Origin of the sequence: Prevotella sp. OH937_COT-195, from assembly GCF_003932845.1 — a bacterium.
Taxonomy (GTDB): domain Bacteria; phylum Bacteroidota; class Bacteroidia; order Bacteroidales; family Bacteroidaceae; genus Prevotella.
In genome coordinates this window covers 15,145-31,732 of record NZ_RQZH01000004.1, presented here as the reverse complement: position 1 = coordinate 31,732, position 16,588 = coordinate 15,145, and the positions used below count along the sequence as shown (strand labels likewise).

Genomic DNA, 16,588 nt, shown 5'->3' with positions numbered 1-16,588 from the left:
GATATTGCTTTACGACAGGTATGCTTTCATAGATAAGTATTTTGTTTAACCGTTTGTCGTTTGCGTCTCAGCGTCCTGCATTCGCCTTGTTCACAATCTCCACAACACGTTCCACTTCGCCGTCTGTCATTGCCTGATTGCATGGCAGGCTCAGTTCTTCCCGATGTATTTTCTCCGTTATCGGCAGGCTAATTGTGTTCCATTCGTTGTAGCATTGTTGTTTGTGCGGCGGTACGGGGTAGTGTATCATCGTTGTTACGCCCAGTTCTTTCAGTTGTTTTTGCAGCATGTCGCGATGCCGGCACAATACCGGGAAGATGTGGTGGACGCTGCGCCGGCAATATTCCGGTGTAGGCAGCACGATGTCGGTATTGGTAATGTTCTCTGTGTAGTATTTCGCAATCTCCCTTCGCCGCATGTTTTCCTCGTCGAGATATTTCAGTTTCACGCTCAGTACGGCAGCCTGTATTTCGTCAAGACGGCTGTTGCGTCCCTTGTACCTGAACGAATATTTCTCTGCCGAGCCGTAGTTGGCAAGCATTCTCACTACTTCTGCCAGTGTGTCGTCGTTGGTTGTTACCGCCCCGCCGTCGCCCAATGCGCCAAGGTTCTTTCCCGGGTAGAAACTGTGTGCTGCCGTTATCGGCCGTACCTCCTGTTCCTTGTTTATTCCATGTGCCTGTGCCCAGTCTTCAATGAGTATCAGCCCGTGCTTTTGGCATGTCTCCCTTATCCTCTCCGTGTATGCCGGACAGCCGTACAAGTGTACAATCATCACGGCTCGTGTGCGAGGTGTCACGGCTTGCTCTATAAGTGCATCGTCTATCTGGAACGTGTCAATGCGCGGTTCCACGAGTACTGCTTTCAGACGGTTCTCCGTTATTGCGAGTATTGAGGCGATGTATGTGTTTGCCGGAACAATTACTTCGTCGCCCTCTTTCATAACTCCCGTCTCCATGTATGCCCGCATGATGAGTGTAAGAGCATCGAGACCGTTCCCGACACCGATGCATTGCCGGCATCCCATGTACCGTGCATATTCTCGCTCGAAGCGTTCTACGCTCTCTCCCTGCAGATACCAACCGCTGTCAACTACTTGTCTCACAGTCTCGCGTATCTCGTCGGCGTGCATTGCCGTTATGCGTTTCAGCGATAAATATTCTATCATTGCTGTTATTATTTTTTCGTTTGCGACCTTGTCTTTTTCCCGGTAATAACGTCGTAGTCAATACTGTCTTTTATCATTCTCTTTCTCTTGACGTTATATGAATTGTCGAGAGGGTTGTCCGTCGGACGGTAATATTCGGTCGATATGCCGCCGAGATATATAAGCATTTGGTCGATGTTGTCTGTCATAAAAGGCATGTTGCGTACTTTTTTAATACGCTCGTATATGTCGTTGTGCCTTTCTTTGAACATCGGTGAAACCCAAATCCAGAAAGGAATGTCAAACTGCGGAATGATTTCTTCCTTGCTCTTTACAGCCATTGCATGTCCGAATTTCGCACCGTAGTCATAAACAATCTCTCCGTGATCCGGCATGTAGATTACTATTGCGTCACGTCCGGCAAAGAGTTTCACTATCTCGGTGACCACGAAGTCGTTGTAATATATGGAGTTGTCGTAGTGCGCAAGATTTTCAATGTCCTCGTCTTTCAGCTCGTTGCGCTTGTAGTCTTTTGCCGTGAACCGGCGAAATTCTGCGGGATAGCGTATGTCGTATGCCGCATGTTGTCCGATAAAATGGAATATGGTAAGGTTATGCCTTGTCTCAAAACGCTTCAACGAGTCGTAGTCTGCAATAAGATCAAGGTCTGACTTGTGTTTTTTCTTGTTGCGACGGGAGAACTGACAATCATTTAAATAAGGGTCGTTTATGAATTGTCCGCCTAACATGTCGTGTATGTCATTGCCGGGATTGACAATGAATTGGTTGGTTATGAACGTTACGTTATATCCGGATTGTTTGAAAAGTTGTGTGAAGAGAGGATAGTCCGTCCACTCTCCCTTACAGCCGTTTGCATATAGAGAAAATGCCACCCGGAACACTTGCGAGGTGAAATTGTCCGGACTTATCACATCGGTAAACCATATCAGGTTTCCGCTCTTTGCCAATGCCTCTTGTCTCGGTGTGGTTTTCAGCGGATAACCATATAGCGAAGAGTGACTGCGATTATACGATTCGCCTATTATGAATACGATGTCGGGGACGGTGTAAGCACATTTCCCCACCTTTACTTTTTTCGCATTTTCCTTCAATGTGTCAATCTGCCGCGCTTCGATGTTCATTGCCCGCACGGAATATATGAAACGATAAACGGGCAGGTACAATCCCCCGTCATGCGGAAGGATTCCTTTTTTCTCCATGTCATTTCCCGAACGAGTCAATAACAGGTTGTTTATTATGTACCATTCGTTGCGCGAACCTATTAACATTGAAAACAACAGTAGTGGCGGGAAACACCACAATACGGTTCTCTTTATGTTTTGCGGCAACACAATTCTTTTCTTGTAAAAATATGATGCAACGTGAATTATGAGTACTGCGAAGAACAAGAGAATGGGGGAAAGCAACGATTGCCATGTGAGATATGATGATATTGCTTCGCTTGCTTCACTACTGTTGGTTTGCAGCACGATGCGAAGGAAATCCGGTCCGAATGGTGCTCCGAGGAGTAAATATACGAACATGTCTGTTATCCCCAGTGAATACGCGAGGAAATAAATCATCGCTTTAATTGTGTTTCCGAGCCGTCGCGGGAGCAGGTTTATTACAACGCACAACAGATAAACTTCGAACAACAGTTCGAATACACTGATGTGGCGTTTCCCGTGGTCAAGGACAAATATCACGGTAATAAGCCCCACGATGTACGTTACGGTAAAGAACCTGCTATTCTTGATTACGGGCTTAAGCAGTGTCTTGGATATGTTTTTTAATTTTTCAAGGGCGAACACAATCTTTGTTGTCTTGTATTTATAATATTATTATAATGTCCACTCGTAAGTATCGTAGCATACCGCCCTGCCGCCGAACCCCTCTTTTTGATATATAAGGTTCTCGTTTAGCATTTCGCAATGTTTTTCGGTCGATTTGCCGAAATCGAAATATGTGCAGTCGGGAAACTCTTTGTTCAACAAATAGTCGATTATTATATCCACCGCGCCGTTTTTTTTCCCGTTTTTTGTTGCCGCGATATACTGCGTGTGTACCACTTGTGCTGTTACGAATACTACGCAGCCTCCGAGCATTTCGTTTCCTCTTGTGCTCGTGTATAGCATGATGTTTTGGGGGAATCGCGAGTTGAGAAGCCTTATTTCATCTGCGGAGTGTACCGGTTTCGCATCGTGGTTCAGCATAAGGTTGTCGGAAAGTATTTCCCAAAAGCCTTCGAAATCATCGCTTTTCTCCACCTTTATTCCGTCGTCCGAGGCCTTTTTTAGTCCGTGCCTGCGGTCTTTTTTCCATTTCAACGGCATGTCTTGGCGTATTGCCGATGATACGTCGCGCTCTGTAATCCTATAACTGCATTCGCGGTGTATTGCATACAAGTCTTCTTCGGCAGGCACGCGGTGGTATATTGAAGGCACTGCCTTGTACACTACCCGTTCGATGCCCTCGCTTTTCAGCATGCCGTTCATTGTGCGTATCATCTCCATTACATGCACGGTTCGGGTTTCCGTGCCGGTGACGAGTCCCCCGTATGTCAGTCCTTGATGCGAATACAGCGTTCCGTCCTTAACGTTTGCCGGCAGCAAGGCGTAAAGTTTCCCGTCGCGACGGAACATCAACGAATGATCCGTGAAACGTTCCTCGTGATAGTCCATGTACTGTCGGTTGAAAAGGAATGTGCCGTTTTTAGATTTCTCCACGAACTCGTTCCATTCCTTTTCCCGTGTCTTGACGTATCTCTCTATTTCGAACATTTGGCGTATTTTAGGAAATCGTCGTAGTCGTAGATGTAGTCCTCTTCCTCGTATGGTTGTGATGCGAGCACCAGACACACTGCTCCCGATGAGAAATCGTCGAGTGTACGCCATATCCCTGTTTCGATAAGGAGTCCTTGCCATGGATGATTCAGCAAGTATTTCTTTTGTTCCCGTCCGTTGTCGAGCGTCACGGTAAAACTTCCGCTGGTTGCCACCACTATTTGTTTCAGTCGCTTGTGTGCATGCCCTCCCCGGCTCTCGCCTCCCGGTACGTCATATACCCAATAAGCGCGGGCTATTGCAAACGGCACCTGTGTCACCCCCTCCGCAACGGTGAGATTGCCTCGCGGGTCGGTCACTTTCTGGAGTTCAATAATCTTTCCGAGTTCTCCCATTTCCTATTTGTTGCCGTACATTTTCTCGTAGTACTTTTGATAGTCTCCGCTTGTAACGTTGTCGAGCCACTCTTGATTGTCAAGATACCAGCGTACGGTTTTCTCTATGCCTTCTTCAAATTGCAGACTCGGCTCCCAGCCCAGTTCTTTTTGTAGTTTTGTTGAGTCGATGGCATAGCGCATGTCATGTCCTTTCCGGTCGGTGACGTATGTTATGAGGTTCATGTCCTCTCCCTCTTTTCGTCCGAGCAGTCGGTCAACGGTGTTTATCACGACCTTTATTATATCAATGTTTTTCCACTCGTTGAATCCTCCGATGTTGTATGTCTCTGCCACCTTCCCTTTGTGGAAGATAAGGTTTATTGCCCTTGCATGGTCTTCCACGTAAAGCCAGTCTCGCACGTTTTCTCCCTTTCCATATACCGGCAGCGGCTTTCGATGCCTTATGTTGTTTATGAAAAGCGGTATCAGTTTCTCCGGAAATTGGTACGGTCCGTAGTTGTTTGAACAATTTGTTACCACCACAGGCATTCCGTAAGTGTCGTGAAATGCCCTGACGAAGTGGTCGCTCGATGCTTTTGCGGCAGAATATGGCGAGTGCGGATTATATTTTGTCGTTTCAACGAAGAATTTATCTCCGTATGCCTTGTGATGTTTTGAAGACGATGCCGTCGTCGAGAACGGCGGTTCTATTCCCTCCGGGTGTGTAAGTTCGAGTGCTCCGTACACCTCGTCGGTGGAGATATGGTAGAAACGCTTTCCCTCGTATCCCTCCGGCAGCGACTCCCAAAAGAGTTTGGCAGCCTGTAACAGCGACAATGTACCCATTACGTTTGTGCGTGCGAAGGTAAACGGGTCTTTTATCGAGCGGTCAACATGACTTTCTGCCGCAAGGTGAATAATACCATCTACATGTCTTTCCTGCATAAGTCGGTAGAAAGCATCAAAGTCGCAGATGTTCATTTTTACGAAATCGTAGTTCGGTCGGTTCTCTATATCTTTCAGATTGGCAAGATTTCCGGCGTATGTAAGGTTGTCAACGTTTATTATGTTATATTCCGGATATTTTTTTACGAAGAGCCTTACAACATGGCTTCCTATGAAACCGGCACCGCCGGTAATAACTATTGTCTTCATAATATTATGTTTTTATTAAATAACGTTCAAATTTAAAATAAATTGCATTGTCGTGATTTTACGAACTCTTTTATTATGGCAGTGGTTCCTTTAATGCCGAGTATTGACGAGTTTATACACAGGTCGTAGTTTCCGGCGTTGCCCCACCGTTGTCCGGTATAGTAGTTGTAATATGATGCACGCTCGTTTTCGCTGTTGCTGATTATTTTGCATGCCGTCATGTCATCGCAACATAATCTTTTGCATATCCTTTCCATGCGCTGCTCCATGTCGGCAGTAATGAATATCTTTATCACGTTGTCACAGTTGCGCAGCACATAGTCGGCGCATCTTCCCACGAACACGCACGAACTTTCGTTTGCCGCTTTCTTTATTGCGTCGCTCTGAAATTGGAACAATCCCTCCTGCGAGAAATCGCTTTTGTAGAAGTTCCCGTCGCCTATGTGTGGAACATGCGGGTGGAACAGCGTTCGCAGGAATCCTTTGTGTTCGTCGTTCTTTTCAAATACTTTCTCAGAGAATCCGCTTTCCTTTGCGGCGAGGTTGAGCAATTCTTTGTCGTAGAACCTGTATCCCAAATCTTCGGCGATAATCTTTGCGATTTCCCTTCCTCCCGAACCGAGTTGTCGACCTATGGTTATTATAATCTTTTTGTTGTCCATATCGTTGATTAATAGAAGTTTCTTATACGTTTGTTGCTTGTTTCGGTTTTATTTTCCTTATGTATGCAATCAGTATTGTCAACGTTGTGAAAAAAGCCGTGGCATCTGATGCCGGCAGTGCCCACCACACACCGTCCTCTCCCATTCTCACCGGCAGTATGATGAGTAGCGGCAGAAGGAAAATCATTTGTCGCGATAGTGACAGAAATATGCTTATCTTCGCTTTGCCAATGGATTGAAAGAAATTGGTTGTTACGGCTTGGAAACCTATTAAAGGGAAGCATAACATGCTTATGCGTATTCCGTGTGCGGCAATTTCTGTCAACTGTCTGTCGTTCGTGAACAGGCGTGCACAATATACAGGTGCGACTTCTCCAATGAGCCATCCGGTGGTCATAACAACCGTAGCCGTTAGTATGGACAGTTTTAGAACTTGCATCATTCGATTGTAGTTACCCGCCCCGTAGTTGTATCCGGCAATTGGCTGCATGCCTTGGTTGATGCCCATTACTATCATGAAAAAAACGAATCCTATGCGGTGTGCTATGCCGAATGCGCCCACCGCAATGTCTCCGCCGTGCCTTACCAGCGTGGTGTTTATAAAGATTACAATGATGCACGCGCAGGCATTCATCGAGAACGGCGACATGCCGATTGCTATGATGTTTTTAACAATGTCAACGTCGAGTTTGTAACACCCTTTTTGGAAATGCAGCATCTCGCGATTATCGCTGAAAACACGTAACTGCCATGTCAGAGCGAGTGCCTGTGCCAAAATCGTTGCCAATGCGGCACCTCGTATTCCCATGTCGAAGACATAAATGAACAGCGGGTCGAGTGCGGTGTTTAATACTACTGTGAAAATCGTTACATACATTGCCATGTGCGGTTTCGATGCCGCCCGAAGTACGGCATTCAGTCCGAAGTACTGATATGTTATCACACTTCCGAGCAGTAAAACAGTCATGTATTCGTTCGCGTACGGCAAGGTGTTGTCGGTAGCACCGAAAATGCGCAGTATAGGTTCAAGGAAAACGAGACATGTCACTCCGAACAGAATACCGATAATGGTGTTTAGTACAACGGTGTTGCCAAGTATCTTCTGTGCCGTTCGGTAGTCCCGCTGTCCCAATCTTACAGACAGGGTTGTCGATGCCCCCACGCCAATGGCTGCCCCGAATGCTCCGCTGAGGTTCATAAAAGGAAAAGTAATGGCAAGACCCGATATTGCCATCGGTCCCACACCTTGTCCTATGAATATGCTGTCAATCATGTTATACAGCGATGAAGCCACCATTGCCGCTATCGCCGGTGTAGCATATTGCATCAAGAGTTTCCCCACGGGTTTTGTCCCAAGTGCCAATGTCGATTTTCTGTTATCCATATTTCGGTGCAAAGATAGTGCAAGTAGAGTGAAATGCCAAATTTTTTCATTGGGCATTTCCGAGTTTCACCCGTCTTAGCTGCCAAATCAAAAAGTCTTGACCGTGATTTCAAGAACTGTGACTTGTTTTCCTTTTTCCATATAAAATACAACCTTGTTAACAAAGTGTTTTATAAACTTTATTTTCGTAATAATGTGCTTTTAAAGTGATTTTATAAAAAAAGACCGAAGATTCAATGTAAATAGATAAAAAAGTTTTATCTTTGTAGCGAATAACATCATTTTTTGTATAACCTAAATTTAAAACAAATTTATGAAAGGTAGATTATTATTGTTTATTTGTATTTCTTTAGTCGCAATCAATGTTAATGCACAGTTAAAAAACTATGATTTTAAATATGGAAAATTGTTCTACAAAATCATAAATGCAGAAAATAAAGAAGTTTATGTTGTGGCAGAAAAAGGAAAGGGTAAATACACAACAAAATTAGAGGGAGATATTGATATTCCCGAAAAAGTTGCTAATGAAGATGGAATTGAATATGATGTCGTTGGAATTGGCAAATATGCTTTTTATATGTGTGAAGGAATTACAAACGTAACATTACCAAAGTCTTTGAAAAAAATAAATGAGAAGGCTTTTTTAGGTTGTCACAATCTAACTACGTTAAATATACCTGAAAACGTTAAAAGTATTGGCAAGTGGGCTTTCATATCATGTGCGAAATTGAAAGAGATAAATGTAGATCCGAATAATGCCAACTATTCAAGTTTAAACGGTGCATTATACAATAAGGACATAACAAAAATCATCCAGTGTCCTTGTGGTAAGACAGGGGCATTTGAAATACCTGCAACTGTAAAAGAAATTGGCGGACAAACATTTTATGGGTGTATGAATTTAAATGAGGTAACTATTCCAAGTGGTGTGGAGAAAATTGGGAATGACGGGTTCTATGCTTGTGTGAAATTGAGAAATATAATATGTAAAATAGTTGTTCCTTTGACAGGAGATGCAATGGGTACAGAGGTTTTTGAGCAAGTTAGTACGGCAAGCGTAGGTGGAAATTGTGTTTTATATGTTCCGGAAGGTAGTGTTGAAGCCTATTCTGAAGCAGCACAATGGAAGAATTTTTCACCTAATATTAAAGAAATATTATCATCGGAAATAAAATCGAATACTTTTAGTACATTTAAGGCAAAAGGTGGAACAGGTGAAATTGTAATATTGCAAGAAGAAAAAGGAAAACAAATTGAAATCTTTGATTTGTATGGTAAGTTAGTTAAAACTGTAAAAAACAATAGTCCTGAATTTTCTATTCCTTTCTCAAAAGGTGTATATATCGTCAAATACAGCAATCATAAAATGAAGGTGATTGTAAAATGAAGATGATGCCTCTATATTGATTTTGTTGGTTGTCCGAAACTATTCTTTAATCAAAAAGGAAACATTTTGGACAACTATTTTTTCTTATGGATAAGAAACAGTGTAGGTAGTTTATTAGAAAAAGTTGGAACTCTGACTTTGTCTTACAATGAAACAAAATGCAGAAAGCACTTTACATGCTTGTCCGAGAGTGAAATAACGACCATAATTCTACACTTTAATTTTGCTTCATTCCGTATTTTTAACCCAAATCGGTCATTATACCGCATTTGCTTAGATTTGCTATTGCGCGTTACGCTTCCCGACTGCTTTAGTCCGCTTGCTGCCATCTGCGCAGCCATTACATCTCGACGTAGCCCGCTACGCCTTCGATAAAACGGCTGCACATCTGCTCAACAATCTAACAAAAAATCGGTTGAGGGTTCCAATGACCGATTTGGGTTTAAAGTGGTTTTATAAAAAAAACCGAAGATTCAAAAACGAAGTGCAAAATATCTTCCTTTTTTTCATAGGCTTGGTACCATAAAAAACATAGGGAATTTGCTTTGTACTTCGTTTTTGAATCTTTAGATTATAATGGAAAGTTATCATAAATTTGCTCCACAATCATGCTTGTATCCTGTCTTGTAGAGATGTGAATAGTCATGCCTTTCCTCTTCAAAGTTCCAGTCATGAAACGCAAGTCAAAGGCTGAACTTTGCATAATCGCCTGATATAGACAATTCCATCTAAGTTATGAGAGGATTATTTTATAAAAACATTGAAATCATATTTTATAATCATCAAAAAGATATGATGATAAACTTTATAGTAGTATGTTGTTATAATGATATTAACAATTCTTTACCGCATCCTCTTCTATGTTGTAGTTTGATCTTTCTTTTCCCTCTTGTCGTTATTGACTGATATGTCGTACAGCCCTTTCCTTAGTTTGTCAACTAATCTTTGACCGACTGGCTTCACCTCGTCAATGATTTCTGCGCAAAGTTTTCGGGAAATTTGTACGGACGTACCTGCTTCTATGAAATCCTCCTCAATGGGATTCGCTTTGAAACCTACTGTCGTGGCATGCTGTCCCAACGGACTATCGTGGGTCATATCGTAAGCCGGGGAGAGTTTCCACTTTCCATTCATATACAAGAAAGAGAAATTGCGTGCGTGATCGTCGAAATTCTCTGCATAGTAGTTGAAGACCATCCTGCGGAATTGCTGCTCCACCTCGATGTGATCTTGGGTGATATAGCCGGTCAGTGCCAACAGGGTTTTGTAGTCCATCTTTGGTGGATTGATGCTTTCATTAAGAAGTCCGCTTGCCGTTATCATGTGTATGCGTTCGCCATCGGGCAACAGGTCAAAACGCTCCTCCCCAAAATAACGACCATCGAAAAGTTTGAATGATGGAACGATGATACCGGCTTCTTTGGCTGCTTGATTATACATGAATTCAATAACACCCGACTCTATGGGGTCATAGGTGTGTCGAAACTTAATTATCCAGTTTCTTCCATCATCCTGTAACAGTATCTTTGGGTGCACACCGCCCGAATTGCCACTGTTAACATAAAGTCGTCCGGCGTTCTCATAGGTCTTGCCTGACAGTACATCCAAAGCAGATTGCTGTATTTCATCGAGATTGACCGGCTCATTCGACATGGTAATCTTGTTATCAGGGATATAGCATAATGCTCCCATACCCGAAGAACCAACGATGCTTAACTTCTGTAAAGGATTAAGTGATTTATAGTTGATACCTTGCTTCTCTAATTCCTTTTGTAGGACATACTCTCCATATCCACCGGGCATGCAGTCTTCAAACACACCGAAGTTTCCTTGAAATGGCAGGTAGTCCGCTTCAAACAAATCCCCTTTCAAGGGCAGTTTCAATGGGGATATGGAAAAACCTGTGTTAAGCCATTCCCTGTCATATTGAAAAAGGCAGGCGGCGTTGGTTCCCATGGTCAGTCGCCCTACCAGTCGGTCATGATACATGACTTTCAATGATTCAAACTCTCTCATCGGTTCCTCTCTTTCTGCTTTTGTTCTTGTTGATTTTGACCATTTCATCAAGGCTCGTATATTTGGGCTTTCCTATAAGCTCCATCATGTCCTCCGCATAGCCAAGCACACGAACAATTTTCACTAAACCGGCAAGGGAAATCTCGCCGATATGCTCAAACCTCTGTATGGTAGATAATGGCACACCGCTGGTTTCGGAAAGTGTTTTCTGAGACATATTCTTCTCCAGTCGCCGTGAACGGCAGTTGCCTGACAGTCGTCTAAGGATATCTTCTGTCGATATAGGCTCAAATATATACATAATTCAATAATTATTATATTAGTTGTTATATTAAACATCTCTATTTAATAATTAATATACTAATCGTTGCAAATATAATGTTTTTTCCTTACTTTCGCAAGTTTTTCGTTCTTTTTTTATTCATTATACCAATACGAATTGGGTAAATGGCTGTTGATGTATGTATTAAATTCCTTAAAATAAGTCTTGTATTCCACTTTATCAATATGTCAGTTCGGGATAAGAATCATATCAAAATACTTCTAATTGTTTCGACTTTTCCACATGTACGGATAATGCTTTCGGTTTATTGTCGAATAAACAATATGCAGCAAGTGCCGAACACGGATTCATTATTCCACTTTCCGACATTTGACTTTTACGGTTACGACAGCGTCTGCCGGTGCGGTCAAACGATGGTAAAATAGATTTTTTTTCAAGTTCGGCATTAAAATTCTTGTTAAATTTATCGATAATACAGAAAATTTATAGATTTTCCTTGAACTAATTGAAAAACTTTATCCTCGGTGATTATGGTGAATTTTGTTTGCATTTTATTGTTTTTAATACCATAAAGGTACAATATTTTCCGCAGATTACCAAATTTTATGATAATTTTTTACCCCGAATTCGTATATACTTATACACTTTAATATTGCTTCATTCCGTATTTTTAACCCAAATCGGTCATTATACCGCATTTGCTTAGATTTGCCTTGCCGTTACGCTTCCCGACTGCTTTAGCCCGCTTGCTGACATCTGCGCAGCCATTTTATCTTGACGTAGCCTGCTACGCCTTCGATGAAACGGCTGCACATCTGCTCAACAATCGAACAAAATCGGTTGAGGCTTCTAATGACCGATTTGGGTTTAAGCGTTATTATCCTTAACATAAGCAAAGATATTGCAGGTGGAACGAAATGTTAAATTTTTATTTGTTCATTTCTGGAATATGATTATCTTTGCATTTGATTAATTTAAAAAGGAATCAACTTATATTATAATAATATAATGAGGAATACCCTGTCGCTGTATGAACTTAACCAACTTCTTGCCGAAGTGATAGACATTGGAATGCCGCGTGAATACTGGGTCGAGGCGGAAATATCCGAACTCCGTGTCGTTCGCGGGCATTGCCATATAGATCTCGTAGAGAAGTCGGACGATTCGAACACCCCTGTTGCAAGGGCTTCGGCAAAGTGTTGGCAGACAACATGGAGTGTTGTGTCGCCTCATTTCGAAAAGGTTACGGGACAGCGTTTGCATGCAGGCATGAAAGTTCTGCTGCTTGTCGGTGCCAATTTCCACCCGGCATACGGTTTTTCATGGATAATAAGTGACATAGACCCCACATATACCCTCGGCGACATGGCACGCAAGCGACAAGAAATAATCGCCCGACTGAAGGAGGAAGGGGTATTCGAATTGCAGAAAGAACTTACGTTGCCGTTGTTCTGCCGTAACATTGCGGTAATAAGCAGTGCCAATGCTGCCGGTTACGGTGATTTCGTGAATCAACTCGAGGGTAACGAGTACGGTTTCCGTTTCCAAGTTCGGCTTTTTCCTGCCATAATGCAGGGAGAGGGCGTTGAGCAAAGCATAATATCGGCGTTGGATGCCATATATGAAACATCGGCAACAGAGGGAGAAACAGCTCCCGACTGCGTAGTTATCATAAGAGGCGGTGGCGCAACGAGCGATTTGTCGGGTTTCGACACACTTGCACTTGCCGAAAATGTGGCTCAGTTCCCTATACCAATCATCACGGGCATAGGACACGAGCGCGACGAGAGTATTCTTGACATGGTGAGTCATATAAGGGTAAAGACACCGACGGCGGCTGCGGCTCTGTTAACAGACAATCTGAAACGAATTTGGGACTATCTGCAATATGCACAGGGCGTGTTGACGGCCGGTGCGAAGCAACGAATGGACATGGAGCAGTTGAGATTGCAGAGAGTGTCGCAGAAGATACCGTCAATGTTCTCGTTGGTAAAGGAAAGACAGGAAAACCGTATAGGACAAATGTTCCGCGAAATGATTGCCGCCGCAAAACTCACAATCTCAAACCTCAAGCATGAGATTGAAGTAATCTCAGTCAATCTGCATTCTGTGCCGGAACACAAGATTGCCGGCGAGAAGCATAGATTGCAAATGCTTGAGCAGCGTGCGATGTCGCTCAATCCGGATTTGTTGTTGAAGAAAGGTTACAGCATAACAATGCATGACGGGAAAGTGGTGCGCGACGCTTCGAAACTTAAACCCGGAGACAAACTGGAAACAAGGGTGGAAAACGGTTCGATACACTCTACCGTAGATGCCTGATGATGAAAAAAGACAACTTGAAACAATAAAATAAAAACATAAAAAAATATGGTAAAATACGAAGACGCATTGAAAGAATTGGAACAGATAGTTGAGAGAATGGAAAACGACGAGGTGGGCATAGACGAGATGGCTGCACAGTTGAAAAGGGCACATCAACTGATAAAGATATGCCGCGACCGTCTTACCAAGACCGATGAGGAAATTAGGAAAATGCTGTTAAAAGACTAATATCGCCTCGTTGCGTAAGTATTTGTAAAGTAACGAAAAAAACAAAAAAAGTCAATGAAAAACTTGCATATGTATGTTGTTTTAATTACTTTTGCAGCAATATAACATTAATAAATTATTAGAAACTATGAAAAACTTAGACTGGGCAAATCTGTCTTTCGGTTATATGCCAACCGATTACAACGTGCGATGCTATTATCGCAACGGTAAGTGGGGAGAAATAGAAGTAAGTTCCGACGAGTATATCAAACTGCACATGGCAGCAACGAGTCTGCATTACGGGCAAGAGGCTTTCGAAGGATTGAAAGCATATCGTTGTCCGGACGGCAAGGTACGCGTGTTCCGTATGGAAGAGAATGCTGCACGACTGCAATCCACATGCCGTGGCATATTGATGCCGGAACTCCCGACGGAATTGTTCTGCGAGATGGTAAAAAAGGTGGTACGCCTGAATCAGGAGTGGATACCGACGTATGAGAGTGGTGCCACACTGTATATTCGCCCTTTGCTCATAGGTACAGGTGCTCAGGTGGGTGTACGTCCGGCAAACGAATATTTGTTCTTGATATTGGTAACACCGGTGGGACCATACTTCAAAGGTGGTTTCTCCGCCAATCCGTACGTCATCATGCGCGACCACGACCGTGCCGCTCCTCTCGGTACGGGTGTATATAAGGTGGGCGGAAACTATGCCGCTTCGTTGCTTGCAAACAAGAAAGCGCACGATCTCGGATATGCCTGCGAGTTTTATCTCGACGCAAAGGAGAAGAAATATATCGATGAGTGTGGAGCAGCCAACTTCTTCGGTATAAAGAACAATACATACATAACGCCGAAATCCACGAGCATATTGCCGTCTATCACAAACAAGAGTCTTATGCAACTTGCGGAAGACCTCGGCATGAAGGTGGAACGCAGACCTGTTCCGGAAGAAGAACTCGCGACATTCGAGGAAGCCGGCGCCTGCGGTACGGCTGCGGTAATCAGTCCCATATCGCGCATTGACGACGTTGAGACCGGTAAGAGTTATGTCATTTCAAAAGACGGAAAACCGGGTCCAATATCAGAGAAACTCTACACACACCTACGCAATATCCAATATGGTATTGACGAGGACAAGCACGGTTGGACAACAGTTGTAATAGATTAATTTCAGTAATAAAACACCTTGCCCCTTGCTCGTATCGTTAAAGGCAGGGGCATGGTATATGTAATCGTAATGAGGGCATGTCGAAACAGGCATCCCCTCTTATGACTTATACGAAAATGACAAAGAAAAACAATTTAGTAAGAGTGGCAAACAGGCTGCTCGTGCCGGCAATAGCCATAGTTTGCTCATATTCTGCCACGGCACAGACAAAAGATGGAGGTCTCTCGACAGAAATGTTGCAGCAGATAGTCAATAACCAAAGGAACTCTTCTTCCGACAAGGCATTGTTCAATGCAATGGCAGGGAACAGCATTGATAACCTTGCCAAAAGTTATATGAGCAATTCCGATAATGACACGCATTTCAGCGTGGAGACAATGGCGCAGAACATTCACGACCAGAAAAGTTCGGGAAGATGCTGGATGTTCAGCGGCTTCAACGTACTGCGTTCGAATTTCGCAAAGAAGACAGACTCGTTAAGAGTGGAATTCTCGCACGCCTATCTCTTCTTCTATGACCAATTGGAGAAATCGAACCTTTTCCTACAAGGGGTAATAGATACGGGAAAACTGCCCATAGACGACCCGAAAGTGCAGTTCTTTTTCAAGAATCCTGTTGCGGACGGAGGTACGTTCTGCGGTGTGGCGGACTTGACGGAGAAATACGGACTCGTGCCTAATACTGTGATGCCCGAGACATACAATGCCGAAAATACGTCGAAGATGCGATCGCTTCTGATGAGCAAACTGCGCGAGCAGGGACTGCGGTTGCGAGACATGGTGGCACAGGGGAAAAGCAAGAAACAGATAAAAGAGGAAAAGGCCAAGATGCTCGGTGTGGTATATCGTATATTGACACTCACGCTCGGCAATCCTACACAGCAGTTCTCTTATGCCTTTAAAAATAAGGATGGTAAGACGGTGGGTACTCCGCGTAATTATACTCCTCAGGAATTCTATCGCGAGGTGGCAGGCACTCCGCTCAACGGAACTTTCATAATGGTTATGAACGACCCGCGACATGAATATCACAAAACTTATGAGGTGGAATACGACCGCCATACATACGACGGACACAACTGGGTATATCTTAACCTTCCGATGGAAGAGATTGCAGAGTTGGCCATAGCATCGCTGAAAGACGGGCGTAAGATGTACAGCAGTTATGATGTTGGCAAACAACTCGACCGCAAGAAAGGTTTGTTGACACTCGATAATTTTGACTATGAGTCGCTGCTCGGCACAACTTTCCCGATGAATAAGGCGCAGCGCATATCAACGTTCGACAGCGGTTCGACACATGCCATGACACTGTCTGCCGTTGATCTTGATGCAAACGGGAAACCTTTGAAATGGAAAGTGGAAAACTCTTGGGGGCCGGAATACGGTCATAAAGGCTGTCTCATAATGACCAACGAGTGGTTCAATGAGTACATGTTCCGTCTTGTTGTTGATAAGAAATATGTGTCGGAGAAACTTCTCAAGGAGGCACAGCAAAAACCCATCATGCTTACACCCGATGACCCGTTGTTTGCCGAAGACAACTGATTGGTGTAAAGGATAAGATTTTGAGAGTCGGACATTTGGTGATTTTTATTTTTTAACCCAAATCGGTCATTAGAACCCTCAACCGATTTTGTTCGATTGTTGAGCAGATGTACAGCCGTTTCATCGAAGGCGTGGCGGGCTGCG

General features: G+C 43.5%; 15 protein-coding genes. 6 read left to right on the top strand and 9 right to left on the bottom strand.

What is annotated here, in order from left to right; genetic code table 11:
• Positions 1–67: 67 nt before the first annotated feature.
• Genes EII32_RS02945 through EII32_RS02915 form a run of 7 tightly spaced genes read right to left on the bottom strand, consistent with a single transcriptional unit; the run spans position 68 to position 7,508 of the window.
• Positions 68–1,168 carry a DegT/DnrJ/EryC1/StrS family aminotransferase gene (locus EII32_RS02945; RefSeq protein WP_125233967.1) on the bottom strand — a complete coding sequence of 367 codons (1,101 nt, stop codon included), beginning with the start codon at positions 1,166–1,168 and terminating at the stop codon, positions 68–70.
• 8 nt (positions 1,169–1,176) lie between these two features.
• Positions 1,177–2,958, bottom strand: coding sequence for a phosphoethanolamine transferase (locus tag EII32_RS02940; protein WP_125233966.1), 1,782 nt, complete (start codon positions 2,956–2,958; stop codon positions 1,177–1,179).
• 30 nt (positions 2,959–2,988) lie between these two features.
• Entirely contained in the window at positions 2,989–3,927 is a 939-nt protein-coding gene (locus EII32_RS02935; RefSeq protein WP_125233965.1) for a GNAT family N-acetyltransferase, read from the bottom strand.
• On the bottom strand, positions 3,915–4,325 hold the full coding sequence (locus EII32_RS02930; RefSeq protein WP_125233964.1) for a sugar 3,4-ketoisomerase: 411 nt from the start codon (positions 4,323–4,325) through the stop codon (positions 3,915–3,917). Before EII32_RS02930 ends, EII32_RS02935 begins: the two co-directional genes overlap by 13 nt.
• A gap of 3 nt (positions 4,326–4,328) precedes the next feature.
• Positions 4,329–5,462 (bottom strand): dTDP-glucose 4,6-dehydratase, encoded by a 1,134-nt coding sequence (locus EII32_RS02925; RefSeq protein ID WP_199741382.1) that lies wholly within the window; start codon positions 5,460–5,462, stop codon positions 4,329–4,331.
• A 32-nt stretch (positions 5,463–5,494) separates the two neighbouring features.
• Positions 5,495–6,124, bottom strand: coding sequence for an AAA family ATPase (locus tag EII32_RS02920; protein WP_125233962.1), 630 nt, complete (start codon positions 6,122–6,124; stop codon positions 5,495–5,497).
• 22 nt (positions 6,125–6,146) lie between these two features.
• Positions 6,147–7,508, bottom strand: a complete 1,362-nt coding sequence (locus EII32_RS02915) for an MATE family efflux transporter (RefSeq protein ID WP_125233961.1) — start codon at positions 7,506–7,508, stop codon at positions 6,147–6,149.
• 313 nt (positions 7,509–7,821) lie between these two features.
• On the opposite strand from EII32_RS02915, the gene EII32_RS02910 reads away from it, so the two are divergent.
• On the top strand, positions 7,822–8,895 hold the full coding sequence (locus tag EII32_RS02910; protein ID WP_125233960.1) for a leucine-rich repeat domain-containing protein: 1,074 nt from the start codon (positions 7,822–7,824) through the stop codon (positions 8,893–8,895).
• 858 nt (positions 8,896–9,753) lie between these two features.
• Here EII32_RS02910 and EII32_RS02905 read toward each other — a convergent pair.
• Both EII32_RS02905 and EII32_RS02900 read right to left on the bottom strand, forming a co-directional pair.
• Positions 9,754–10,911: a type II toxin-antitoxin system HipA family toxin gene (locus tag EII32_RS02905; RefSeq protein WP_125233959.1), complete on the bottom strand. Its 1,158-nt coding sequence runs from the start codon at positions 10,909–10,911 to the stop codon at positions 9,754–9,756.
• Entirely contained in the window at positions 10,898–11,212 is a 315-nt protein-coding gene (locus EII32_RS02900) for a helix-turn-helix domain-containing protein (protein WP_125233958.1), read from the bottom strand. The genes EII32_RS02905 and EII32_RS02900 overlap by 14 nt, the downstream gene beginning before the upstream one ends.
• A 680-nt stretch (positions 11,213–11,892) precedes the next feature.
• Here EII32_RS02900 and EII32_RS02890 point away from each other — a divergent pair.
• The 5 genes from EII32_RS02890 (at position 11,893) to EII32_RS02870 (ending at position 16,444) form a co-directional block, all read left to right on the top strand.
• Positions 11,893–12,081 carry a hypothetical protein gene (locus EII32_RS02890; RefSeq protein ID WP_233582295.1) on the top strand — a complete coding sequence of 63 codons (189 nt, stop codon included), beginning with the start codon at positions 11,893–11,895 and terminating at the stop codon, positions 12,079–12,081.
• Positions 12,082–12,202: 121 nt separating this feature from the next.
• Positions 12,203–13,516, top strand: a complete 1,314-nt coding sequence (gene xseA, locus EII32_RS02885; protein ID WP_199741381.1) for an exodeoxyribonuclease VII large subunit — start codon at positions 12,203–12,205, stop codon at positions 13,514–13,516.
• A 48-nt stretch (positions 13,517–13,564) separates the two neighbouring features.
• Positions 13,565–13,747, top strand: a complete 183-nt coding sequence (xseB, locus tag EII32_RS02880; protein WP_125233955.1) for an exodeoxyribonuclease VII small subunit — start codon at positions 13,565–13,567, stop codon at positions 13,745–13,747.
• Positions 13,748–13,853: 106 nt separating this feature from the next.
• The gene (locus EII32_RS02875; RefSeq protein WP_255416443.1) at positions 13,854–14,897 is read left to right on the top strand and encodes a branched-chain amino acid aminotransferase; all 1,044 of its coding nucleotides are present in this window, start codon (positions 13,854–13,856) and stop codon (positions 14,895–14,897) included.
• A gap of 116 nt (positions 14,898–15,013) precedes the next feature.
• Positions 15,014–16,444 carry an aminopeptidase C gene (locus EII32_RS02870; RefSeq protein WP_125233953.1) on the top strand — a complete coding sequence of 477 codons (1,431 nt, stop codon included), beginning with the start codon at positions 15,014–15,016 and terminating at the stop codon, positions 16,442–16,444.
• Positions 16,445–16,588 lie beyond the last annotated feature (144 nt).